The organism is Bacillus sp. GC_Bacil_1, assembly GCF_026540675.1.
Classification (GTDB): Bacteria; Bacillota; Bacilli; order Bacillales; family Bacillaceae_G; genus Bacillus_A; species Bacillus_A cereus.
Genome location: NZ_JALNUG010000007.1, coordinates 20,521 through 45,385 on the forward strand (window position 1 = coordinate 20,521; position 24,865 = coordinate 45,385).

Sequence of the window (24,865 nt, forward strand, 5' to 3'; positions counted from 1 at the left end):
AACTTTTACAGGATAAAGAAGAAAAACTTCACAAATGGAAGTTTCACTTCAATCACCTTTTTTTTCATTTTCTAAAAATGTTACTTGCTCAATTATCCCTTCGAGCAAAAGCTCTTCTGGAAGAATCGTTTTAATAACAAAGGATTGTCCTTTAATTAGTAATTGACCATGTTTTAAAAGCAATCGCACTTCTTTATCTGAAAACACTAATAGCCCCCGATGATTTTCTATATAAATATGTATTTGCCCAACAAGAGTAATCCGAGGCAGATCCATTAATACATCCACTGGTAGGTCTACTTGTTTTGTTAACCAATTTTTCATTTGTTCTAATTTCTTCATCTCGAAAGACCCCCTCCTCATCCCATATATATGTATTTCTTCACAAGTGCCTATCGTGTTATAACGACTTCACTAACATAACTATATTCTGTAAGAGTTCATCTCATGTTAATTAAAACAGTCGCTATATGAAATCATATTTATCAAGACAATGATGGATCAGAGAATGCTACCCATAATAATAGAAGTATTAATACAAGAATATGCGCCCTCAGGGGATATCAGTACAAGTTAAATTAAGAAATTGAGTCTAGCAAGAAGTTGGAAACTTGAAAAAACCTGTTACAATTCGTTCTGGACGTGACATACTGACCATAGAATAAGTAGTTGTCATTCATTAGACAAATGAGATAAAATCCGAAAAAGGAAATTGCTCCACTCTGAATTTTGCGGTGTAAGTAAGAATATTTTATAGGTGGTTGTTATATGAATTTCAAAAAAATATTAGGATTCATTAAAAAACAAAAAAATGAATTAATAAGCGAGGAAATACGAAAGGAAATTGGATTTAGTCAAGAAATTTTGAATGTTATAAAACAAGTTACTAACAGCAGCATCCAGCCCTTTTATGCAACTGATTCAAAATCTAAAATAGCCGGAGTCTCTTTCGTTACCTTTGAGGATTCTGCTGAACAGCAAGTTATAAAACTTCAATCTGAGGTTCAGAAACTTGGATACTTAGCTTTTATTTGCGAAAGAAGTTTTAGTCAAGGAAGTAAGAGTGAGTGTAGAATTGCAATTACACAAGGAAATGACCAATTTGATATCCTTACAATCCAACAAACAAATGGCGTTAATTACGAAGTTAGCAATATAGATGTTATTTTTAAACTAAGAAAATGGAATGATCGCTATCCTTTTATCATAATCGGTGCCGATCATGACTGGGTTGATGCCATTTTTAGCGCGTTACCTACAGACGAAGAAATGCAATCTTTCGCGCAAGAAATGTATGAATTTTGTCCAGATATAGTGGAACAAGGAACAGAAAGCATTGAGGAGTTAGTCGAAGAAATTAAGAAAACGAAAAAGCTTTTTTTATGGTGGGATTAATCATAACTAAGGCCGTTACCTTTTTTTACATACCAGAGGCGTTTCTATCACTTACAGAAACGCTTTTTAAGCAATATAGCGTTTTTCCTTAATAAGAACAATAAAAAAACGTCTCATACGAAATGAGACGTTTTTTTATGCTAATAGCTGGATAACCAACTTATTCACAAGTGATCCGTCTGTTTTACCTTTTACTTTCGGCATAACAGCAGTCATCACCTTACCCATATCTGCTTTAGAAGTCGCACCAACTTCAGAAATAACTTGCTTGATTACATCAACTAGTTCTTCTTCAGTTAATTGCTCTGGCAAATATGCGCTTAAAATCTGAATTTCACTTTGCAGTTTATTAACAAGGTCTTCACGACCAGCTTTTTTAAATTCAAGGAGGGAGTCCTTATACTGTTTTACTTCACGAGCTAAAACTGTTACTTCCTCTTCTTCAGTAAGAGTATGTTGCAGTTTAATACCTTCATTTTGTAAAGCAGCCTTAACCATACGAATAACGGTTAATTTTTCTTTTTGTTTATTCTTCATCGCTTGTTTCATATCATCGTTTAAACGACCGAGAAGACTCATAACTTACACCCTCTCTTAGAATTTACGCTTTCTTGCCGCTTCAGATTTCTTCTTACGTTTTACACTTGGTTTTTCATAAAACTCGCGCTTTCTTGCTTCAGCAAGTGTACCAGTTTTAGAAACCGATCTTTTAAAACGGCGAAGTGCATCCTCCAAAGACTCGTTTTTACGAACGACTGTTTTTGACATTCTCTTTCCCTCCCTCCGAAACATCACACTTACATACTAACTTCAGCATGCAAAAAGAAACACTTCTTCAGCATGTCTTTTACGATTATAATACATTTTATCACTTCAGGTCAACTATTTGGCAGAATAAAAGAAGAATAGAAGCATTTCCTTTTCAAAAGTTATACAAATAGCTAGTATCCTTCTTTCATGAAGACAACTATATTTTTATCATTTCAACTTTTTTCATACAGGGATGCACGAAACGCCTCCCCACCTTCTAGTACTTAACCGCTTCAAATAAAGAAAGCATGCAAACCGTTTCCGGTTGCACGCTCTTTTTTATGCGCTTGCTGATTCATTTTTCACATCATCTTCAAGAACACGAACAAATTGCGCTTCGTTATATGGATAGCCAGCTTTCGTAATTTTCACTTTCACTAGCTTACCAATTAATTCTTCTGATCCTTCAAATACAATTTTCAAGTAGTTATCTGTATACCCTACATATAACCCTTCACGGTCGCCGTCTTTAAATTGCTCTTCTGGAATAATTTCAAGCACTTCACCTTCAAACGCTGATGCATATTCTTTCGCTAATTGATTAGATAGCTCAATTAAACGATGAACACGATCGTTCTTCACATCTTCAGGAACTTGATCTTCCATGCGTGCTGCAGGTGTTCCTGTACGTTTTGAATAAGGGAACACGTGTAACTCAGAGAAGCGGTTCTCTTTAATGAAATTGTATGTTTCCATGAATTCTTCTTCTGTTTCACCTGGGAAACCAACGATTACGTCAGATGTAATCGCAAGGCCTGGTAACGCTTCTTTCAAACGATCTAAACGCTCTTGGAAGAATTCCATCGTATATTTACGACGCATACGTTTTAATACAGTATTAGAACCAGATTGCAACGGAATATGCAAGTGACGTACAACTACTTCAGATTTATCTAACACTTCAATTACTTCATCTGAAATTTGACTCGCTTCAATAGAAGAAATACGAAGACGTTTTAATCCGCCTACTTCCGCTTCCATATCACGAAGTAATCCAGCTAAGTTATAATCTTTTATATCTTCGCCGTATCCACCTGTATGAATACCCGTTAATACGATTTCTTTATAGCCTGCATCCACTAATTGTTGTGCTTGTTTAATAACCTCTTTTCCATCACGAGAACGCATTAAACCACGCGCCCAAGGAATGATACAGAATGTACAGAAGTTATTGCAACCCTCTTGTATTTTTAAAGACGCACGTGTACGATCCGTGAAATAAGGTACATCAAGTTCTTCGTACACACGTGTTTTCATAATATTGCGGACAGCATTAATTGGTTGACGCTCTTTACGGAATTCTTCGATGTAACCTAACATCTTTTCACGATCCTGTGTACCAACTACAATATCTACACCTGGAATCGCCATAATTTCAGCTGGAGATGTTTGTGCATAACATCCCGTTACGCAAATAACTGCATCTGGATTTTGACGCACAGCACGTCTGATTACTTGACGGCTTTTTTTGTCCCCAGTATTCGTTACTGTACATGTGTTAATAACATATACATCAGCTTTCTTTTCATATTCTGTTCTTTCATAACCACCTTGTTTAAACAATTGCCAAATGGCTTCTGTTTCATAGTGGTTTACTTTACAACCTAACGTATGGAACGCAACAGTTGACATTGATCATCACCCCATCAATTCAAAATGATACGAAGCAGCACTTAACGCGTATAACGGCGCCGTTTCTGTTCTTAAAATTCTTGGTCCTAAACTACATGGTACAAATTTATGTTCACGAAGCGCTGTAATCTCTTCCTCAGCTAAACCGCCTTCTGGGCCAAATACAATCAATAGCTTTTGACCTGGTTTCATTGTCGTTAAAGCTTTCGCAAAATTAGATTTCTCGCCTTGTTTCGCTTCCTCTTCGTAAGCAACAAGACAAACATCATACTCACCACTCATTGTAAGCAGTTGCTTAAATGATGCCGGAGCATGTACTTCCGGAATTTCACTTCTATGTGATTGTTCCGCAGCTTCTTTCACAATTTTTCTTAAACGCTCAACTTTTTTATCAGCTTTTTTCGCATCCCATTTTACGATAGAGCGAGATGCTTGAAATGGTAAGAATGCAGCTGCCCCAAGCTCAGTTCCTTTTTGAAAAATCAACTCTAGCTTGTCTCCTTTTGGCAGTCCACTTGCAATCGTCACGAAAACAGGAAGTTCACTTGACGCCTCTACCCATTCTACAATAGCCGTATTAATAAATTCACTGGTAATTTCATCAATTGAACATACTGCTGTTTTTCCGTTTACACAGCAATAAATTTGATCGCCAGCTGTCATACGCATTACTCTCGCAATGTGATGTACATCATCACCTACAATGCGAATCTTTGCTTCACTTACATGTTTTTCTTCTACAAAATAACGTTGCATATAATCACCTTAGTAGAGTTTCGTTCCTTTCGTAAGTCAACACTTACGAAAAGAACGAAACATTATCATTTTTCATATAACAAACGGCAAGTCCCTCACCTTATAGTGAGAGACTCCCCTTTTCATTATAGACTAAAATCTATATTACGCATTTCGTGCAATAATTGCTACCCAATCTTCCATTCGTAACACTTCTTCAATTGTAAATCCAGCTTGTTCTAACGCCTCAGAAATTACTTTTTCCTTCGCAGCAATAATGCCCGATGTAATAAATAATCCACCTGACTTCACAACTCTCGCTGCATCTTCAGGGAATAAAAGAATAATTTCTGCTAATAAGTTAGCTACGATTAAATCAACAGGACCTTCAATACCTTCTAAAAGACTATTTTGCCCAACAGACACGATATCATCTGTTTTATTTAAACGCACATTCATTTCTGCACTTTCAACTGCAACCGGATCTAAATCATATGCTTGAACAGAAGACGCACCTAATTTTGCCGCTGCAATACTAAGCACACCAGAACCTGTTCCTACATCAATGATAGTGTCACCTGGCTGTACTGTTTTTTCTAAAGCACGAATACACATCGTTGTTGTTGGATGAGTTCCTGTACCAAACGCCATACCTGGGTCTAATTCAATGATTTTTTCATCAGGAGAAGATGGTGTATATTCTTCCCACGTCGGTACGATTGTGAATGTATCAGAAATTTGTACTGGATGGTAATATTTTTTCCAAGCAGTAGCCCAATCTTCTTCATTGACTTCGTTAACGGTAATATTTCCAGTACCAATTTCAATGTCGTAAGATGGAAGCACATCAATAGATGATTTTACACCTGCAATCGTTTCATGTAAAGAATCCGTTTGCGGGAAATATGCTTTTATTAATACACCTTCCGCCGGATATTCATCTGGATTCAATGCATAAATTTCACCATATTGTTGCTCGCGCTCTTTCGTTAACTCCGCTGGATCCTCAATCGCAACTCCGCTAGCACCAGCTTCATGTAAAATATGAGAGACAGCTTCTACTGCTTCTTCTGTTGTATGAATACTAATTTCTGACCATTTCACAATTTACCAACTCCATTTTTTATTTCCATTATTCCCCTTTGAAAGCACGTTTAAGCTTTCCGAATAAACTATCATCCTGCTCTTCTTGTCCTGCAAATTCACGTAATAAATCTTTTTGCTGTGAAGTCAATTTCGTCGGTACAACAACACGAACGACTACATATTGATCTCCTTGGCCGTATCCACGTACGTTCGGAGCACCTTTTCCTTTTAAGCGGAATTCTGTTCCAGTTTGTGTTCCTGCTGGAATTTTCAGCTTCACTTTACCATGAACAGTAGGAACTTCCACTTCATCACCAAGCGCCATTTGCGCAAATGTTAATGGCATTTCGCAAATAATGTGATCTCCTTCACGCTCGAAGAATTCATGATTTCTTACATGAACGACAACATATAAGTCTCCTGCTGGTCCGCCATTTACGCCGGCTTCACCTTTTCCAGACACACGAATTTGTTGACCATTATCGATACCCGCTGGAATTTTAACATTGATTTTTTTACGCTTACGAACTTTACCTGAACCGTGACATGTCGTACATTTTTCTTTAATAATTTGTCCAGTTCCTGAACAATGACCACAAGCTTGACGGTTTACGATACGACCAAACGGTGTGTTTTGTTCTACACTCACTTGACCAGAGCCTGAACAATGTTTACATGTTTCTTTTGAAGTTCCTGGTTTTGCTCCACTACCTTTACAAGTATCACATGGATCTTCTACTGGAATTTCCACATTTAATTCCTTACCAAAAATAGCTTCTTCAAAATCTAAAGTGACTTGATATTGTAAGTCAGCACCTTGGCGCGGAGCATTTGGATCACGACGTCTGCCGCCGCCACCGCCAAAGAAAGAACTAAATATATCTTCAAAACCGAAGCCACCGCCGAAGTCTCCTCCGCCGCCAAATCCACCGAATCCTTGATTTGCACCAGCATGACCAAATTGATCGTACTGCGCACGCTTTTGATCATCACTTAACACTTCGTATGCTTCTTGTACTTCTTTAAACTTTTCAATTGCATTTTCTTCTTTGCTTACGTCTGGATGGTATTTTTTAGCCAAACGACGATACGCTTTTTTTATTTCATCTGTTGAAGCGCCCTTGCTAAGTCCAAGGACCTCATAATAGTCTCGTTTACTCATAAATTTACAACCCCCGAATCTTTCACATAAACGTAATTTTAACACCGAAAGAAAGTGCTTTGCAACAAAGTTTCCTCACTTACAGTATGCAAAGCGAAAAACTTAAGATCCTCACACATCGCTTCTCATTCGTGAAAAAAGCCAAAGTCAAGGCACGCTTGACTTTGACTTTTTGTCATCTTACTTATTATGTTTACAGTTGAATTACTTGTCTTCTTTTACTTCTTCAAACTCAGCGTCAACTACATTGTCTTTCTTCGTGCCAGCGTCTTGTGCACCTTGCGCACCTTCTGCTTGACCAGCAGCTGCTTGAGCTTGCTCGTATAATTTAACAGTTAATTGTTGTACGATTTCTTGTAAAGCATCTTTTTTCGCACGAATTTCTTCAAGCTCGTTTTTCTCAATTGCAGCTTGTAATGCTTCTTTCGCTTCTGTTGCTTTTGCAACTTCAGCTGCATCTACTTTACCTTCTAAATCTTTTACAACTTTGTCTGTTTGGAATACAAGTTGGTCAGCTTCGTTACGAAGTTCAACTTCTTCCTTACGTTTTTGGTCAGCGTCAGCATTTGCTTCCGCTTCTTGTACCATACGTTCTACTTCTTCATCAGAAAGACCTGAAGAAGATTGGATTGTAATAGCTTGCTCTTTGCTTGTTCCTAAGTCTTTCGCACGTACGTTAACGATACCGTTCGCATCAATATCGAATGTTACTTCGATTTGTGGAATACCACGTGGTGCTGGTGGAAGGTCAGTTAATTGGAAACGACCTAACGTTTTGTTGTCAGCTGACATTGGACGCTCACCTTGTAATACGTGAATGTCTACTGCTGGTTGATTATCAGCAGCTGTCGAGAATACTTGTGACTTACTTGTTGGAATTGTAGTGTTACGCTCGATTAATTTCGTGAACACGCCCCCCATAGTTTCAATACCTAAAGAAAGTGGAGTTACGTCTAATAATAGAACGCCTTCTACATCACCAGTAAGTACGCCACCTTGAACTGCAGCACCTAATGCTACAACTTCATCAGGGTTTACACCTTTATATGGCTCTTTACCAGTTTCACGTTTAATAGCTTCTTGTACAGCTGGGATACGAGTAGATCCACCAACAAGAATAACTTTATCTAATTCGCTTGGAGCAAAACCAGCGTCTTTTAATGCACGACGAGTTGGCTCTAATGTTCTTTCAACAAGACCTGCTGAAAGCTCTTCGAATTTCGCTCTTGTTAACGTTAATTCTAGGTGTAATGGACCAGCAGCTCCAGCACTAATGAATGGTAATGAAATTTGAGTTTGTGTTACACCAGAAAGATCTTTTTTCGCTTTTTCAGCTGCATCTTTCAAGCGTTGAAGCGCCATTTTATCTTGGCTTAAATCAATGTTATTTTCTTTTTTGAACTCAGCTACTAAGTGATCGATGATAACTTGGTCAAAGTCATCGCCACCAAGACGGTTGTCACCAGCAGTTGAAATAACTTCGAATGTGCCGTCTGCTAACTCAAGGATAGATACGTCAAATGTACCGCCACCTAAGTCATATACTAAGATTTTTTGTTCTTCGTCTTGTTTTTCTAAACCGTAAGCAAGTGCTGCTGCTGTTGGCTCGTTAATGATACGCTCAACTTCTAAACCAGCGATACGACCAGCATCTTTCGTTGCTTGACGCTCTGCATCGTTGAAGTATGCAGGTACTGTAATAACAGCTTTCGTTACTGTTTCACCTAAGTATGCTTCAGCAGAAGCTTTTAAGTTTTGTAAAATGATTGCAGAAATTTCTTGAGGTGTATAATCTTTACCTTCAACTTCTACTTTGTAGTCTGTACCCATATGACGTTTAACAGACATGATTGTATTTGGGTTTGTAATTGCTTGGCGCTTTGCAACTTCCCCAACTTGACGTTCTTCATTTTTGAAAGCTACAACAGAAGGTGTTGTACGGTTTCCTTCTGGATTTGGGATAACCTTTGGTTCTCCACCTTCCATAACAGCTACACAAGAGTTTGTTGTACCTAAGTCAATACCGATAATTTTACTCATGGCGAATCCTCCTAGTTTTATGTAAATTATTGATTTACTTTTACCATTGATGGGCGAATCACACGGTCTTTTAATTTATAACCTTTTTGGAATTCTTCCACAACCGCGTTTGATTCAAATTCACTATCTTCCACTTGCATAATAGCTTGGTGTTCATTAGGATCAAACTGTTTACCAACAGCTTCAATCACTTCCACACCTTCTTTAGTCAGCGCTTCTAACAATTGACGATGCACCATTTCCATGCCTTGTAACAAGGATTTCGTTTGCTCATCAGTCGCTTCCACTTGCATTGCTCTTTCAAAATTATCAAGAGCTGGCAAGATGTCTGAAACTAGACTTTGTGCTCTATATTTTTCAGCAGCCTGTTTATCCATTTGGACACGGCGCTTATAATTTTCAAAATCAGCTTGTAGACGTAATGTGCGACCTTCCGTTTCCGTTAGTTTCGCTTGTAACTCATCTACTTTTTCTTGTAAAAGAGCAGCCTCACTTTTTTCTTCTACAGTTTCTTCACTGTTTTCTGGCGTGACAGCTTCTTCAACTTGCGCTTCTTTTACTTCTTCTACCACTTGTTCGTTACGCTCTTCCACAATATTCACCTCCTTAAAAGGTATTAGGTATCATGCATAGCATGATTACCTAAGCATTATATATTACACACAGCAATGAAAATTTCATCACTTGAGCGAATGTATTACTCTCATTTACTTTTTAAGTCCATCAGTAAATTGTCTCGTAAATAACTGTAACAAACTAATTACACGAGAATATTGCATTCTCGTAGGACCTAAAATAGCAATTGTTCCAAGTTGCTCTTCGCCGATCGAATATGTTGCAGAAATTAAACTGCAATCCTCCATAGCCGTCGAAGTGTTTTCCCTACCAATTTTCACTTGAATCCCGACTTGTTTATGACGCAAAATGTCATAAAATTCGGCTTCATTATCAATCATGGTAAGCAAAGATCTAACCTTTTGAATGTCATGGAACTCTGGCTGCGAAAGCATATTTGCTTTTCCTCCAAAGTATATCTTTTCCGATAACGGAACTTGAAATGTACCATCTAACATTTTTATTGCACTATCGTAATTATGAACATACCCACGTAAAACTGTAACAATCTCCTTAAAGATTTTATTATGAAGTTCTTCCATCGGTACGCCAGATAGCTTTTCATTTAAAACATTAACCATTTTTTCTAAATCTGATAAATCAACAGATTCCGGAACGGTAATCGTTTTACTTTGTACATGCCCTGTATCAGTTACAATAATAGCGACTGCAGTTTGACGATCAAGCGGCACAATTTGTACATTTTTAAGTTTATTTGTACTTAACTTCGGTCCAAGAACAATGGCCGTATAATTCGTAAGTTCTGATAAAATTTGAGCAGATTGCTGTGCAATTTTTTCCGCTTCAAAAATTCTTTCAGCAAATAAATCTTTAATTTGTACAATTTCAGCGTTCGGTAAGTTTTGCGGCGCTAAAAGATGGTCTACATAAAATCGGTAGCCTTTCTCAGAAGGAACACGTCCAGAAGAACTGTGCGTTTTTTCAATAAAACCTAATTCTTCTAAGTCCGCCATTTCATTTCGAATAGTAGCTGAACTAAATGTAATTTCATCTTTTTTAGCCAACGTTCTAGACCCAACAGGCTGCGCTGATCCAATAAAGTCATCAATAATTGTTTGTAAAATTAAGAGCTGACGTTCCGTAAGCATCTCATCATCACCTCTGTTAGCACTCTTTGTCTTTGAGTGCTAAATCTATTAATAACTTACCAAAATTGACATTCAATTGTCAACGGAAACGTCACGAAATAATGAAACTTTTTCACGCCTATGGAACATTTAATTAGTCAATCAAAAATGATTGGAATACTTCATTCCCTAATAATTTTCCTTTTCGCGTTAAACGCACATGTCCATTTTCCTCTTCAAGTAATCCTTGTTCTTGATTGCTTTGTAACTGCTTCGCGAAAACTTGATCCATCTCCACATTAAATTTATTGCGGAATGCCGTTTTAGAAACACCTTTTGTTTTTCGAAGTCCTAAGAACAGTTCTTCTTCCATTCTTTCTTTCTCCGTCACCTTATGAACATCTAAATACGGAAATCCTGTTTCATCAATTTTATTAAAATATTGCTTCAGCGGCCCTACATTTTGAATACGTTCCCCATTCACATAACTATGAGCTCCAGCTCCAAAGCCATAATACTCTTCATTATTCCAGTATGTGAGATTATGTCTACTTTTATTGTCACCTTTTGAGAAATTACTAATTTCATACTGGTTATAACCGTGTTTCTCCATTTCATACATTACCATTTCATACATTTTAGCTTCATGGTCTTCACCCGGAAGACGCAATTTCCCTTTATTCATTAAGTTATAAAACACTGTTTTAGGTTCCACAATTAATGAATATGCCGAGAAATGTTGTACACCAAGCGTAAAAGCAATGTCTAATGTTTCCTTCACATCTTCTATCGTTTGTCCTGGCAAAGCATAAATAATATCTACATTAATATTTTTAAAGCCTACTTCCTGAGCTTCTCGAATCGCTAGGAATGCATCTTCCCTCGTATGCTTGCGCCCGATTTTCTCAAGCAGTTCATCACGGAACGTTTGCACACCAAAACTAATTCGATTCACTCCACCTTCTAGTAGTACATTCAACTTCTCTTTCGGTAGATCTCCTGGATTCGCTTCAAATGTCAATTCACAATTCGGAGCAAACGGACGCAAATGACGATTAATAATCTCGAGTAATTTTTTTGTCTGTTCCATATTTAACGCTGTCGGAGTTCCACCGCCCACAAAAATCGTTTTCATACTATCAAACGGAACTTTTTGAACCGTATTTATTATTTCCTTCTCTAAATAATCTAAATATTGATCAACCGGTTGGCGTTCAATAAACACTTTATTAAAATCACAATAGTGACAAATGTGCTGACAAAACGGAATATGAATATATGCAGCTTGTACCAAATATAACTCCTACCTTTCTAAAAAGAAAACCTCCGCACTCCGGAGGATTCTCTACTTCTCTAACGTATTACGAATTTGTTCCATTCGCATTTTTCCCCAATCATACATCATTTCAACGATCGGTAAAAGTGACATGCCTAGTTCCGTCATATAATACTCAACACGAGGAGGAATTTCGGGATATACTGTTCGATCAACAATCCCATCTTCCATTAACTCTTTTAATTGGTTCGACAAAACTTTATGAGAAATGCTTGGGAATAACCGTTGTAATTCACTAAAACGATGAGGCCCTTCCACACCAAGATGCCACAGTATCACAACTTTCCACTTTCCATTAATAATAGAAAGCGTCAATTCCTTTTCACAATTAAAATTGCCATTTTGTATTTTATCTTGAATATCTTTTCGAATATTTTCGGACATTAACAATCTCCTAACTCTATATGAACTAAAAAGCTCTCTCATTATTGTAAATGAGAGCTGCTCAGATGTCTAAAAAGTAATTATACAGAAAAAAGAAGCCGCACAAACGACTTCTTTTTTATTTCAAATATTAGTTGTCATCCATTTTCAGTACAGCCATGAATGCCTCTTGTGGCACTTCTACAGAACCAACAGACTTCATACGTTTTTTACCTTCTTTTTGCTTATCAAGAAGTTTACGCTTACGAGAAATGTCACCGCCGTAACATTTTGCAAGTACGTTTTTACGCATCGCCTTAATTGTAGAACGTGCTACAACTTTATTTCCGATAGTCGCCTGAATTGGTACTTCGAACTGTTGTCTCGGAATTAATTCTTTTAATTTCTCTACAATTACTTTACCACGGTCATACGCTGAATCACGGTGTACGATAAATGATAAAGCATCCACTTGTTCATTATTTAAAAGAATATCCATTTTCACAAGTTTAGATGGTTTATAACCAATTAACTCGTAGTCAAATGATGCATACCCTTTCGTATTTGATTTCAATTGATCGAAGAAGTCATATACGATTTCTGATAACGGGATTTCATATGTTAATGTAACACGCGTTTCATCTAAATATTGCATATCAATAAACGTTCCACGTTTACCTTGGCAAATTTCCATTACAGCTCCAACATAGTCATTCGGAACCATAATTGAAGCCTTCACAAACGGCTCTTCTACACGATCGATAGACTGTGGATCTGGCATATTAGATGGATTATCAACAATAACATCTTCACCGTTTGTTAAATAAACTTTATAAATAACGCTTGGCGCTGTTGTAATTAAGTCAATCTTAAATTCACGTTCAATACGTTCTTGAATGATTTCCATGTGAAGAAGTCCTAAGAATCCACAACGGAAACCAAATCCTAACGCTTGAGATGTTTCTGGTTCAAACTCAAGAGCAGAATCGTTTAACTCTAATTTTTCTAACGCATCACGTAAATCGTTATAACGAGCAGAATCAATTGGATACAGCCCACAGAATACCATCGGGTTTAATTTACGGTAACCTGGTAACGCCTCTGCAGCTGGACGTTTCGCATGTGTAATCGTATCACCAACACGTGTATCACCTACGTTTTTAATAGATGCTGCTAAGAAACCTACATCACCTACTGTTAACTCGTCACGTTGCGTAGTTTTCGGTGTAAATACACCTACTTCTGTTACTTCAAATTCTTTACCCGTTGCCATCATACGTACTTTATCGCCAACTTTTACCGTTCCATTTACAACACGGATATAAGCAATTACACCACGGTACGGATCATATAAAGAGTCGAAAATCATACATTGTAACGGCTCTTCTGAATCACCTGCCGGAGCTGGTACTTTTTCAACAATTTGTTCTAAAATTTCTTCAATACCAATTCCAGCTTTCGCAGAAGCAAGTACCGCTTCTGATGCATCTAAACCAATTACATCTTCTACCTCTTGACGTACACGTTCTGGATCCGCACTTGGTAAGTCGATTTTATTGATAACTGGTAAAATTTCTAAGTTGTTATCGAGCGCTAAGTATACGTTCGCTAACGTTTGAGCTTCAATACCTTGCGCTGCATCTACTACAAGAATCGCGCCTTCACAAGCCGCTAAACTACGAGATACTTCGTACGTAAAGTCGACGTGTCCTGGTGTATCAATTAAATGAAGAATATACTCTTCACCATCTTTTGCTTTATAGTTTAATTGAACTGCGTTTAATTTGATTGTAATACCACGCTCACGCTCTAAATCCATAGAGTCAAGCAACTGAGCTTTCATTTCGCGTTGTGTTAACGCATTTGTTTTCTCTAAAATACGGTCTGCTAACGTTGATTTTCCGTGGTCAATATGAGCAATAATAGAGAAATTACGAATTTTGGACTGTCTTTTTGCTCTTTCTTCTTTGTTCATCTATGTTCTCAACTCCTAATAGTCTCGCCAATATACACTAGCACTGATTATATCAATAGAGCAACAAAGATTCAATGAAAACTCGTGCTGCTTACGATACAAATCATTCTATCTATATCTTATGCGAATAAACCATAAGAGACAAACCCTTTTCAAATTTTAAAACGGTTGTCTTACAAATCAGTAAAACAACCATCTCCCATGCTACTCTTAGCTAAAAATCCCCTTTATTTTCCCAACAACTATATCCGTTCCGAACTTCGTCATTTCATAAGCTACACTTGCTACCGCCATCCCAATTCCTTCTACAACATTAAAACTTCTTAAACGTTCTAATTGTTGTTGTTTTTCTGAAGCTGAAAACGAACTACCCAAAATTTCTGATTCAGCACCTGTACTCTCTGTCCCTGTCATATGAGCTATTTGTTCATACGACAATTGCCGATAACCTTTCATACTTTTCAAACCATGATTAGCAAGTGACACTCCTGCTATCATCATAAGTAAACATAAAGCTACACTACATATACACAAAAGCGCAAAACGACTCAAACTATTATCATCTTTCTCCCTCAATGTGTATACGCTCCCGTATTATCTTGATCAATTTGATGATGCAGCGCTGCATTTAAACCACTCGCTATTACATTCGCCATATCCTCAATAAAAGTATCTACTTCTTTTGGGGTCACCATTAAGTTATGACCAAGGGGCGATAGCACTTCATAAATCAACCTTCTTTTTTCTTCTTCTTCTAACGTACCAACAGCACCTAAAAACATATTTCGGCTCTTTTCATCTGGCATATCTTCTTCTGTTAATTTTTTCTTTTCTCCAAATGAAAATCCCGCTGGTAACAAAGATCTTGAAGGTTTGTTTCCTTCTTTCATCTCTCGACCAAAATGTTTCAAAATAAAATCAATTGTATCACTTGTAATCGAAACGGCATCGACCACAGTCGGAACACCAATTGCGATAACAGGGATACCTAATGTCTCTTTACTTAGTTCCTTACGTTTATTCCCAACCCCTGATCCAGGATGGATTCCAGTATCAGAAATTTGTATCGTGCTATTTACTCGTTCAATAGAACGGGCAGCTAATGCGTCAATCGCAATTACAAAGTCTGGATTTGTCTTCTCAATAATCCCATAAATAACATCGCTCGTTTCGATGCCTGTAATCCCCATTACCCCCGGCCGAATTGCACTAACAGGCCTGAATCCTTCTTCTACACTTTCAGGCTGCAATTGAAACAAATGTCTCGTTACTAATACATTTTCTACAACTATTGGCCCAAGAGCATCCGGTGTTACATTCCAATTCCCAAGGCCTACAATTAAACAGCTCGCTTCTTTGGTAACACCAACCTCTTCTAAGAAATAAGAAAATTCTTTTGCAAAAATACGCTCCACTTTTTGTTGAAGTTCTGTATCTTGCTGACGTATACCTTGTACTTCAAGCGTTAAATAATTTCCAGGTTTTTTACCCATCGCTTCAGAGGCAGCTTCATCAATTGTTACTTTTGTAATTATAGTACCTTCTTCTTCCCTCTCTTTTACAATTACCCCCTGTACCCCTTTTTGTTCTTCTTGGCTTTCTTGCAACATTTGATGAGCTTCTACAGCAAGGTCAGTTCTAACGCTATATTTACTTAAATCCAATGGTTCTTTCATCGTATCTCCTCCGTAATTCATAGTAAATATCGTTAGATTTCCCAAAGTTATATAAGGTCATTCTTTCCTTTACGTGAAATTTCATGGATATACTATTGCAATTCTCTTCACCGTTTGATAGAATATCACTTGTTCTATGTAAGAATCGAGTCATTCGATTGCACCAGGGAGGTGAAAAGTATGGCAAACATCAAATCTGCTATCAAACGCGCTAAACTTAGCGAAGAGCGTCGTGCACATAACGCTTCTATCAAGTCTGACATGCGTTCTGCTGTTAAAACTGTAGAAGCTTTAGTTACTAATAACGATCTTGAAAATGCTAAAGAAGCTTTCAAAACTGCTTCTAAAAAACTTGACAAAGCAGCTCGTAAAGGTCTTATCCACCAAAACGCTGCATCTCGTCAAAAATCTCGCTTAGCGAAACAAGTAAACGCGTAAGGCGTTTAAAAAACGATCCATTTGGATCGTTTTTTTATATACAAAAAAAGTTCATGCACTAGGTACATGAACTTTTTTTGTGTCATCACATATGATTTAATCGCATTAAGAAAAACTCGAGCACAAGTTTCTTATCCATCTTTCCCGTCTTCATACTATAATCAGCTTCCGCTAATTCTATAATCACTTTTTTTAATTCTTCAAAAGAGAAAAATTTCGTTTGATTCATCGCCAATTTTACACGATACGGATGTACACCAATATGAGATGCAATTTGATTTTGCCCATAACCACGTTGCTGTAACTCTTTCACTTGATACAACAAACGGAATTGACTCACTAATAACGCAAGCAATTTAATCGGTTCTTCCTGCTGCGTAAATAATCCATCCAAAATTTGCATTGCACCTGCAATATCTTTTTTCACCACTTTTTCTGTCAAAGCAAATACATTTTGCTCAACTGATTTTGGCACAAGCTCTGCAACAAGTTTCGTCGTAATCTCTCCGCCCATACCAACGTATAACGTTAACTTGTCCATTTCCTTCGCCAACATCGTTACATTACTTCCCACAAGCTCTAGCAACAAACTAACAGCCGCGTTATCAATGTGCACATGCACTTCATCTGCACGAGCAATAATCCACTTCTGAACATCCTGCACTTGCATCGCATTCGCTTCTACTACATCTGCTGTTTTCTTTAATAGTTTTGTAATTTTTTTTCGCTCATCAAGTTTTTCGTAAGGCGCAACAAAAACAAGAATAGAAAATGGAGAAGGTTCACCAATGTATTCTTCTAAAATTTTTATATTTTGCTCTAACTTTTCTTTTTGCGAAGTCAGAAATAGCGGTGATTTTATTAACAGTACTTTCCGTTCTCCAAAGAAAGGAAGCGTACGCGCATCCTCAACCACATCTTCTAAATATGCTTCTTCCAAATCGTATGTCACAACATTAAACTCTCGATCTTCTTCTTCAAGTGCTTCTGTCGTAATAAGCTTTATCGTTTCATTTATAAAAAAAGCTTCCGTTCCATATAGTAAATATAACGAAGCAAACTGTTTCTTTTTAATTTTTTTATGTATATCACTCATACTTTTTCCTACTCCCTAACTTGGCAATATATATTTATACTAATGCCCTAGCTTTTGTTTTACAAGTACAAAGGAACAGGCTTTATAACCCGTTCCTTTATTTATATTAAACGCCACGCAATAAGCCCCGGGTTTCTTATTGGTGTGCGGTAATCACCTTCCCTTTATTATTCACAATAAAAATTCGAGTATAAGTGCCAACTGTTAACATGCTTGGAAACAAAAAACTCACGTTACTTCATGATCTAAAAGTAACAAAAAAGCTCATTTTCTCTTCATATGGAAATTGTAGATTTTTTTCTGACAATATTTTATACTAAAGTGGAATGTTGGGGAGGGATTCTAAATGAATGATTTTGAACAAAACGTTCAAAGTAAACGCAATGACGCTATTGATTCAGGGGTAGGATTTATCGTCTCATTTGGTTTTTTCGCAACACTTTTCATCATTGCAACTGTTATTAAATTTATCGGTTCTTAAAGACTGCCACTTCATGGCAGTCTTCTCTTTTTCATCTATTATGTGTTTTATCATATGTGATTTTACTTTTAAAGGTTCCATTTTCCCCTTTAAAAACATAGGAAATAGCACCTTGCTTGTCCGTGCGCCATATCACACTCCCCATCTTCTCCAAACGCTCTATCACTTCTTTATGTGGGTGTCCATATCTATTCTGCTTACCAACAGATATAATCGCTACACGGGGCTGTATAACGTTCAAAAAAGCCTCTATAGATGACGTGTTACTTCCATGATGAGCAACTTTTAAAACATCTACTCGCAAATCTGGATACGCAGATACTAAAAACTGCTCTCCTTCTTCTTCTAAATCGCCTGTAAATAGCCACGTCAATCCTCCAAATTTTGCCCATATTACAATTGAAGCATTATTTTCACTTTTTTCTTTTCCTTTTGGAGCTAAAACGAAAAATTCAGCTTCATTTACACTCCAACTTTCCCCTTCCCCCACTTCAGTTATTTTCATTTCCTTTTCTAATGCCTGTTTCTTTACTACTTTTTCTAATACTGCATCTTTTCCCTTCCGGCCAAACACAACTTCTTTTACAGGTATATATGATAATAATTCTTGCGCAGCACCTATATGATCTGCATCTCCATGCGTTACGATTAATTTATTAATTGTTTTAATACCTTCTTTTTGTAAATAGGGTATTAAAACATCATTTCCAACAGAAAATTCATGCTTTTTTTGTTGCCACTCTTCCTTATTGACACGAAGCGTTCCACCTGTATCAATAAGATAAACCCCTTTATCATACGGAAGGCGAATTAATATTGCATCACCTTGTCCAACATCAATAAATGTTACACTTCCACTTCCTCTAAAATATGGATATACATAATGACACGTGCTAATAAAAAGAAATATACTCACAACTATACAAACCATTTTTTTCGGCGCTCTCCTTTCCCAAACCATCAATATACTGACAATACTCGCGCAATATACAGCTACAAGATTGAAGGACGTTTTCCCGAAAATAAGCTGGTTAAATGGTAAACTTTCACAATAACTTAGAAAAACATTAGACATACTCAAGCCTATTGATAACACATCCGCAAATCCTTTTGCGAGAAACGGGACAATTGGCATACACAGTAAAATAATAATGCTACATGGTAATACAATGATAGATAAAAACGGAACGTATAAAAGATTGAGGAAAATGCTATATGGAGAAAAATAACCAAAGTGATATAACAAAATCGGAGTACTAACGAGCTGTGAAATGATAGAAATATAAATAGAATTTCGGATTACTCCGTTGCTACTCACTAACAATAACGGAGCAGACAAAAGTAAAGCGAAGCTACCTACAAAAGAAAACTGAAATCCAATATTAAAAACAAGATAAGGGTCATATATAAGCATACATATAGCTGTTACACTTAAAGCATCTAAACTAGATAAACGAATCGAGCACATAAAAGCAATCAACGTCAAAACTCCTGTTATAGAAGCCCTTATAACAGAGGGTGACGCCCCTGCTAAAACCATATACAAAGGAATACAAATGATAAGGCAAATTGTTGCTACCTCCCTCGTCGCACCACTTCTTAGCAAAATAAAATATACTATCACCATTAACAATACAATGTGCGAACCTGAAATTGCTAACAAATGTACAAGACCAAACTGTTGATATTGCTCTTCCACTTCAAACGTCATTTGTTGTCTATCACCAAATAGTAACGCATTCATAAAAGCACCTGATTGCTCTGGAAACATCTCTGTAACTTTCGAGATTACTTGTTGCCTCAAAAGGAGAATCCGTTGCATGAGCGACAGTGATGTTTTATAGCATTCAGAAATATATGTAGCCTCAAATGTGAAATGAATATATTGCTTGTATAAATAATCACGGTAATTAAAACCATGAAAATTCCGAGCTGTTTGCGGTTCTTTCCTCTCACCCTCGAATACACATGATATCCCTGCGTATAATTGTTGCATTTTTTCCTTTTCCAAGGCTGATTTTATTCTATAACTTAACTGCACTATATTTTTATTGTGATCTTCAAACTGAAAAGATAGGCGATCTCCATTAACAAGCGGTGTATTTTGTATAACCCCTCTTGTAACTCCATAGGACTCTCCTAGAGACTTATTCCACCCTTGAACATAGGAAGTGTATATAGCGCCACTAAAGCACACTACAATGCAAAAAAAGAAGGTTTTACGCGAAGTGCGATATAAACAGAAGAAAACATTTAAAAAGAGGCAAAAAACTATTAATAAAAGTGACGAGGAAAAGGCAATTGCAATCCCTATTATAAACGAGATTGCAACATACCCCCATTGTTCCTGCAACTTATACTCACTCCTTATAGCATCATTTTTGCTTTCGTGAATACATGCTGTAATTCTTCCATTGATAAATTATCTTTTTCTAAAGACGCAAATAATTCTTTTAACTCCGTATAACGTTTTTGCTCCTCTAATGCAGCGATATCATATTCTAGCGGAACGTGCTTCACTGTTACATTCGCTTGTTCAAATAACTCTATGGCGTATGGATGATTTTTATAATCCTGCGCATAATAAACCGCTGTAATACCACTTTGAATAATTGCCTTACAACATTGTAAACAAGGGAAATGCGTAACGTAAATTTCTGCTTCCTCTGTTTTCGCACCAAACTTGGCACATTGTAATAAAGCATTCATTTCGGCATGAATTGTCCGAACACAATGATTATCGATTACGTAACAACCATCATCTATACAATGTACGCCACCTTTAATCGAACCATTATATCCACCAGCAATAATTCGTTTATCGCGAACGATTGTCGCTCCTACCGCAAGCCTTGTACATGTACTACGTAACGATAGTAGATGGCTTTGCGTCATAAAATATTGATCCCATGAAATTCGTTCCATATTTTTCACCTACTTTTTTGTCTACTTGTAGTGTAGCGAAAGAAGAAAAACTTCGTCAATCTTTTACGGAATAATAATTTGATCTTTTATCTTTTCAAGAGACTTCGCACCAATCCCATCAATCTCTAATAAATCTTCTATTTTCTGAAACGGACCATGCTCTTCTCGATATTTCAAAATACTTTCTGCCTTTCGGGAGCCAATCCCTGTAATTTTTTCCAATTGCTCTTTCGCTGCTGTATTTATTCGAATCTTGCCATCTTCCTTAGAAGAAGTAAACATCCCTTGTTCTGACTCATTTTTACTCGGTATATAAAGAAGCATTTGATCTTGTACAATTTGTGCTAAATTCACTTTTTTCATATCTACTTCTGATAAAAAACCACCAGCCTTTTGAACCGCATCCTTTACGCGATCTCCTTCCTTCATTTCATATACCCCTTCTTTATTAACCGCTCCTTTCACATCAATTATAATTGTTCTTTTCTGTTCCTTTGTATCCGATATTTTCGGTTTACCCTTTTTTTCTATCTCCTTCTCTTGCACATTCATTGTAATAGGCGTTCGTTCTACACTCTGATTTGTTTTCCAAAAAACAAGAAAAAGTAAAGTTCCAATAATAGCTACTAAACCTAACCACTTTTTCGGAAAATCCCACATCATTTTACACCTCTAATCATAAATTTATAACATCATTCATATTGTTTAGGAGAAAGCTGTTACGAAGGAGGGATGAAACTTTGAACATAGGAATTATAGGGACAGGAAACATGGGGAATATACTAATCGATGCATTTTTAGAAACCCGTGCTGTCAAACCTTCGTGCCTTACAATCATTAATCGGACGCCTGCCAAAGCATATCATATAAAAGAAAAATACCCTTCTGTTCATATAGCAAAAACAATCCCGGAAGTAATCGAACAATCACAACTTATTTTTATTTGCGTTAAGCCGATAGATATATACCCTATCCTAAAAAAATACGCTGAACATTTTTCTGATGAAACGTGCTTAGTTTCTATTACAAGTCCAATATCTCCATCACAATTAGAGACTCTCGTACCGTGCCACGTCGCACGTATCATTCCAAGTATCACAAATCGCGCCCTCTCTGGCGCCTCACTATTTACATTTGGAGATAATTGCTCTGAAGAATGGCAACAAAAACTACTTCGTCTATTCAAAAATATTTCTACACCTCTTGTAATAGAAGAAGATATAACACGTGTTTCATCTGATATAGCAAGTTGCGGTCCTGCTTTCTTTAGTTATTTACTACAATGCTTCATTAACGCTGCTGTAGATAAAACAAATATTACACACGAAGAGGCTACTACTTTAGTAAGTGAAATGGTCGTGGGGATGGGGAAATTACTTGAAAAAGAAATCTTCACATTACCTACCTTACAAGAAAAGGTTTGCGTGAAAGGCGGCGTTACCGGGGAAGGCATTCGGGTTTTAGAAGAACACGTTGGAGATATGTTCCATAAGTTAATCGAGCGAACACATGAAAAATTTGATGAAGATTTAGAATGCGTTGATCAGCAATTCAATAAACACACATAATAAATACGTCATTTTCATTCCAAATCCTTTTTATAAATACTTACTTTTTTACAATACATTTTCACTTCAACTACTATTCCCACACTTTACGCATACGATCTTCAGATTATGCTAGAACTAAAAATACATCTTCTTTATAAAACAAAAGCAACCTTCTCGGTTGCTTTTGTTTTATTTGTTTTATCCGTTTTTCTTCGCCATGAAGAAAATACGCTCTGTTTGTTCTGTAACTTCAAGTCGCTCAAAATCACCTGTTACACGAAGAACTGTAAAACCTGCTTCTTCAAGCCATTTCGTTAACTCTTCCACTTGATATGCACGTTGCACGTGACATTCGTCAAACCGATGGTACACATCTTCTTCCGGATCTTGAACAAAGAATGTCAAATCATGCTCTACACTATTTGATTCTTCACCAGGGAAGCAATTCCAAATAAGAGATATTTCTTCTCCATTCACTGTATACGTTTCATTTTGAAATACATGATGTATTTTATATAAAGAATGTACATCAAATAAAAACAAACCATCTTGACGCAAATGGTGAAACACTCTTCTAAATGTTTCTTGTACTCCATCTTCTTGCAATACATAATTTAATGAATCACAAAAAATCGTTACACAGTCAAACTCACCCGGAACATCAAGCTCGCGCATATCTTGTTGGTAAAAAGGAATAAAATGCCCTTCTCCGCCTAGTTTTTGCTGAGCGACTGTTAACATTTCTTCTGAAAGATCGACACCTATTAAATCGTAACCCTTTTGCACAAGCGGCAGGGTTACATTACCTGTACCGCATGCTACATCAAGAATTTTTGCCTCTTTCATACCTGCCTGCTGTAAACTTTCCTCTGTAAATTCCACCCATTTATCATAAGGGACATCATTCATTAGTTCGTCGTACAACAATGCAAATTGTTCGTATTTCATTGTCCTAACTCTTCTGTAATATCTTCACGTGGCACATCGCCCCATAGACGCTCTAAATTATAGTGATTACGCTCATCTTTATGGAATACATGAGCAACTACATCTCCAAGATCAACTAATACCCAACGTGCTTCGTCAAACCCTTCCATACGTTGTACGTCGATTTGGAACTCATGTGCTTTTGATTTAATTTCACGTGCAATTGCTTGCACTTGTTTATCTGAATTTCCGTGACAAATAATGAAATAATCTGCAATTGGTGAAATACCTTGCATATTTAGGACAACCATATCTTCTGCTCTCTTATCATCAGCTGCTTTTGCCGCTAATACTAATAATTCTTTATCGTTCATTTACTCATTTCCTCCTTGATAACTGCATTGTATGTTTGGAATGTTAATGGATAAATCGTCTGATCTTTTTCCATTAAAAATTGAATTGTTCTTTTTAACGCAAATAATAGGGCTTGATTTATATCCGTATATGCGAGTTTACGAGCCTCTTCCACTCCTGGAAACTTTCGCCCAGGTTCAATGTAATCAGCTACATAAATCACTTTATCTAACATCGTCATATTCTCATGACCACTTGTATGATATGTAATAGCTTGCAAAATTTCAGAATCCGTAATGCCTACTTCTTTTTCTAGTAAGTATGCCCCAACAGGTGCATGCCATAACTCTTTGTTATAGCAAAGTAAATCTTTCGGCAAATCTTCACGTTTAATAATCTCTTCCATTTCTGAAATTGCTCTACATTTCGCATAATCATGGAATATAGCTGCCATCTCTGCTTTTTTCTCGTCCACACCGTATAACTTAGCAAGCTCAATCGCTGTCTCCATTACACCAATTGTGTGTATATAACGTTTTTCATGCATTTGTTGTTTGACAATATGCAGTGCATTCTCACGATTCATACAACCCATTCCTCTCGATATATACCTGTACTTTTTCAGGAAGTAAATATTTACACGTTTTCTTCTCTTTATATCTCTCACGTAATAAGGATGAAGAAACTGCAAATTCCGGAATTTCCACTGTAGTAATCTTATATGGTGTATGCAATGTATACCCAGGTCTTGCAACTCCAACAAACGTTACAAGATTAAGTAAAGCTTCAATGTTATACCACTTCGGTAAATATTCAACCATATCCCCACCAATAATAAAGTGAAACTGCACATCCGGATACTTCTTCGTCAATTGTAACATAGTGTCATACGTATAAGATGGGCCCTTCCTACTTAGCTCTTCTAAACAAATAGAAAAGTGTTCTTCTGCCTCAGTCGCGAGCTCTAACATATGTAAACGACTTTCTACACTTGTAATATTCCGCCCTTGTTTATGTGGCGGAATCTGGTTTGGCAAGAACCATACTTCTTCCAAGTTCAAAGCGTGATATACTTCATTTGCAATTAGCAAATGTCCATAGTGAGGCGGATCAAATGTACCGCCAATGATGCCAATTTTCCTCAAAAGAAACGCCCCTTCCTTTTATATACAGCAACTCTC

The 24,865-nt window shown here is 36.9% G+C and carries 27 protein-coding genes; 4 read left to right on the forward strand and 23 right to left on the reverse strand.

The annotated features are described in order from the left end of the window. Nucleotides 1-48: 48 nt before the first annotated feature. Entirely contained in the window at nucleotides 49-342 is a 294-nt protein-coding gene (gene yqfC / locus OXT04_RS12565) for a sporulation protein YqfC (RefSeq protein ID WP_000732269.1), read from the reverse strand. A gap of 426 nt (nucleotides 343-768) precedes the next feature. On the opposite strand from yqfC, the gene OXT04_RS12570 reads away from it, so the two are divergent. Then, nucleotides 769-1,395, forward strand: coding sequence for a DUF4253 domain-containing protein (locus OXT04_RS12570; protein WP_001009615.1), 627 nt, complete (start codon nucleotides 769-771; stop codon nucleotides 1,393-1,395). 135 nt (nucleotides 1,396-1,530) lie between these two features. On the opposite strand, the gene OXT04_RS12575 is transcribed toward OXT04_RS12570, so the two are convergent. From OXT04_RS12575 to gpr, 14 genes are all read right to left on the reverse strand, one after another. After that, nucleotides 1,531-1,974 (reverse strand): GatB/YqeY domain-containing protein, encoded by a 444-nt coding sequence (locus OXT04_RS12575; protein WP_000054582.1) that lies wholly within the window; start codon nucleotides 1,972-1,974, stop codon nucleotides 1,531-1,533. A 15-nt stretch (nucleotides 1,975-1,989) separates the two neighbouring features. Then, nucleotides 1,990-2,163: a 30S ribosomal protein S21 gene (gene rpsU / locus OXT04_RS12580; RefSeq protein ID WP_000048061.1), complete on the reverse strand. Its 174-nt coding sequence runs from the start codon at nucleotides 2,161-2,163 to the stop codon at nucleotides 1,990-1,992. A 321-nt stretch (nucleotides 2,164-2,484) separates the two neighbouring features. Continuing rightward, nucleotides 2,485-3,837, reverse strand: coding sequence for a tRNA (N(6)-L-threonylcarbamoyladenosine(37)-C(2))-methylthiotransferase MtaB (gene mtaB / locus OXT04_RS12585; protein ID WP_078401053.1), 1,353 nt, complete (start codon nucleotides 3,835-3,837; stop codon nucleotides 2,485-2,487). Between the two features lie 6 nt (nucleotides 3,838-3,843). After that, nucleotides 3,844-4,593 (reverse strand): 16S rRNA (uracil(1498)-N(3))-methyltransferase, encoded by a 750-nt coding sequence (locus tag OXT04_RS12590; RefSeq protein WP_001190142.1) that lies wholly within the window; start codon nucleotides 4,591-4,593, stop codon nucleotides 3,844-3,846. A 144-nt stretch (nucleotides 4,594-4,737) separates the two neighbouring features. Then, the gene (prmA, locus tag OXT04_RS12595; protein ID WP_000872103.1) at nucleotides 4,738-5,676 is read right to left on the reverse strand and encodes a 50S ribosomal protein L11 methyltransferase; all 939 of its coding nucleotides are present in this window, start codon (nucleotides 5,674-5,676) and stop codon (nucleotides 4,738-4,740) included. A gap of 28 nt (nucleotides 5,677-5,704) precedes the next feature. Continuing rightward, on the reverse strand, nucleotides 5,705-6,820 hold the full coding sequence (gene dnaJ / locus OXT04_RS12600) for a chaperone protein DnaJ (RefSeq protein WP_000043947.1): 1,116 nt from the start codon (nucleotides 6,818-6,820) through the stop codon (nucleotides 5,705-5,707). Between the two features lie 204 nt (nucleotides 6,821-7,024). Next, entirely contained in the window at nucleotides 7,025-8,860 is a 1,836-nt protein-coding gene (gene dnaK / locus OXT04_RS12605) for a chaperone protein DnaK (RefSeq protein WP_000034701.1), read from the reverse strand. Between the two features lie 26 nt (nucleotides 8,861-8,886). Then, nucleotides 8,887-9,453 (reverse strand): nucleotide exchange factor GrpE, encoded by a 567-nt coding sequence (gene grpE, locus OXT04_RS12610; protein WP_000392711.1) that lies wholly within the window; start codon nucleotides 9,451-9,453, stop codon nucleotides 8,887-8,889. Nucleotides 9,454-9,567: 114 nt separating this feature from the next. Continuing rightward, nucleotides 9,568-10,584, reverse strand: a complete 1,017-nt coding sequence (hrcA, locus tag OXT04_RS12615) for a heat-inducible transcriptional repressor HrcA (RefSeq protein WP_000954942.1) — start codon at nucleotides 10,582-10,584, stop codon at nucleotides 9,568-9,570. Nucleotides 10,585-10,717: 133 nt separating this feature from the next. Beyond that, nucleotides 10,718-11,857, reverse strand: a complete 1,140-nt coding sequence (hemW, locus tag OXT04_RS12620) for a radical SAM family heme chaperone HemW (RefSeq protein WP_098835520.1) — start codon at nucleotides 11,855-11,857, stop codon at nucleotides 10,718-10,720. A gap of 51 nt (nucleotides 11,858-11,908) precedes the next feature. After that, nucleotides 11,909-12,283, reverse strand: a complete 375-nt coding sequence (locus OXT04_RS12625; RefSeq protein WP_258131326.1) for a winged helix-turn-helix transcriptional regulator — start codon at nucleotides 12,281-12,283, stop codon at nucleotides 11,909-11,911. A 130-nt stretch (nucleotides 12,284-12,413) separates the two neighbouring features. Continuing rightward, complete coding sequence (lepA, locus tag OXT04_RS12630; RefSeq protein WP_001030948.1) at nucleotides 12,414-14,237, reverse strand: elongation factor 4; 1,824 nt, start codon at nucleotides 14,235-14,237, stop codon at nucleotides 12,414-12,416. Nucleotides 14,238-14,447: 210 nt separating this feature from the next. Beyond that, entirely contained in the window at nucleotides 14,448-14,813 is a 366-nt protein-coding gene (locus tag OXT04_RS12635) for a YqxA family protein (protein ID WP_001207094.1), read from the reverse strand. Further along, complete coding sequence (gene gpr, locus OXT04_RS12640) at nucleotides 14,810-15,913, reverse strand: GPR endopeptidase (protein WP_075719071.1); 1,104 nt, start codon at nucleotides 15,911-15,913, stop codon at nucleotides 14,810-14,812. Before gpr ends, OXT04_RS12635 begins: the two co-directional genes overlap by 4 nt. Before the next feature lie 180 nt (nucleotides 15,914-16,093). On the opposite strand from gpr, the gene rpsT reads away from it, so the two are divergent. After that, nucleotides 16,094-16,351: a 30S ribosomal protein S20 gene (gene rpsT, locus OXT04_RS12645; protein ID WP_001274012.1), complete on the forward strand. Its 258-nt coding sequence runs from the start codon at nucleotides 16,094-16,096 to the stop codon at nucleotides 16,349-16,351. A gap of 85 nt (nucleotides 16,352-16,436) precedes the next feature. Here the strand turns inward: rpsT and holA are convergent, their stop codons facing one another. Further along, the gene (gene holA / locus OXT04_RS12650) at nucleotides 16,437-17,447 is read right to left on the reverse strand and encodes a DNA polymerase III subunit delta (protein WP_001279933.1); all 1,011 of its coding nucleotides are present in this window, start codon (nucleotides 17,445-17,447) and stop codon (nucleotides 16,437-16,439) included. 346 nt (nucleotides 17,448-17,793) lie between these two features. Here holA and OXT04_RS12655 point away from each other — a divergent pair, with 346 nt between their 5' ends. Further along, complete coding sequence (locus tag OXT04_RS12655) at nucleotides 17,794-17,928, forward strand: YqzM family protein (RefSeq protein ID WP_000997609.1); 135 nt, start codon at nucleotides 17,794-17,796, stop codon at nucleotides 17,926-17,928. Between the two features lie 31 nt (nucleotides 17,929-17,959). On the opposite strand, the gene OXT04_RS12660 is transcribed toward OXT04_RS12655, so the two are convergent. The 3 genes from OXT04_RS12660 to OXT04_RS12670 form a co-directional block, all read right to left on the reverse strand. After that, a complete protein-coding gene (locus OXT04_RS12660; protein WP_267415095.1) occupies nucleotides 17,960-20,281 on the reverse strand; it encodes a DNA internalization-related competence protein ComEC/Rec2 in 2,322 nt (773 codons plus the stop codon). A 14-nt stretch (nucleotides 20,282-20,295) separates the two neighbouring features. Continuing rightward, the gene (locus OXT04_RS12665) at nucleotides 20,296-20,853 is read right to left on the reverse strand and encodes a ComE operon protein 2 (protein WP_000439773.1); all 558 of its coding nucleotides are present in this window, start codon (nucleotides 20,851-20,853) and stop codon (nucleotides 20,296-20,298) included. A gap of 63 nt (nucleotides 20,854-20,916) precedes the next feature. After that, entirely contained in the window at nucleotides 20,917-21,516 is a 600-nt protein-coding gene (locus OXT04_RS12670) for a helix-hairpin-helix domain-containing protein (protein WP_000989936.1), read from the reverse strand. Nucleotides 21,517-21,593: 77 nt separating this feature from the next. On the opposite strand from OXT04_RS12670, the gene comER reads away from it, so the two are divergent. Next, nucleotides 21,594-22,421 (forward strand): late competence protein ComER, encoded by an 828-nt coding sequence (gene comER, locus OXT04_RS12675; RefSeq protein ID WP_001020554.1) that lies wholly within the window; start codon nucleotides 21,594-21,596, stop codon nucleotides 22,419-22,421. Between the two features lie 180 nt (nucleotides 22,422-22,601). On the opposite strand, the gene OXT04_RS12680 is transcribed toward comER, so the two are convergent. The 4 genes from OXT04_RS12680 to nadD are packed head-to-tail and all read right to left on the reverse strand — an operon-like array spanning nucleotide 22,602 to nucleotide 24,829. Next, on the reverse strand, nucleotides 22,602-23,351 hold the full coding sequence (locus OXT04_RS12680) for a class I SAM-dependent methyltransferase (protein ID WP_000873074.1): 750 nt from the start codon (nucleotides 23,349-23,351) through the stop codon (nucleotides 22,602-22,604). Then, nucleotides 23,348-23,704 (reverse strand): ribosome silencing factor, encoded by a 357-nt coding sequence (rsfS, locus tag OXT04_RS12685; protein ID WP_000998193.1) that lies wholly within the window; start codon nucleotides 23,702-23,704, stop codon nucleotides 23,348-23,350. The genes OXT04_RS12680 and rsfS overlap by 4 nt, the downstream gene beginning before the upstream one ends. After that, nucleotides 23,701-24,270, reverse strand: coding sequence for a bis(5'-nucleosyl)-tetraphosphatase (symmetrical) YqeK (gene yqeK, locus OXT04_RS12690; protein ID WP_075719079.1), 570 nt, complete (start codon nucleotides 24,268-24,270; stop codon nucleotides 23,701-23,703). Before yqeK ends, rsfS begins: the two co-directional genes overlap by 4 nt. Then, nucleotides 24,260-24,829: a nicotinate-nucleotide adenylyltransferase gene (nadD, locus tag OXT04_RS12695; RefSeq protein WP_001226048.1), complete on the reverse strand. Its 570-nt coding sequence runs from the start codon at nucleotides 24,827-24,829 to the stop codon at nucleotides 24,260-24,262. Before nadD ends, yqeK begins: the two co-directional genes overlap by 11 nt. Nucleotides 24,830-24,865: the final 36 nt, after the last annotated feature.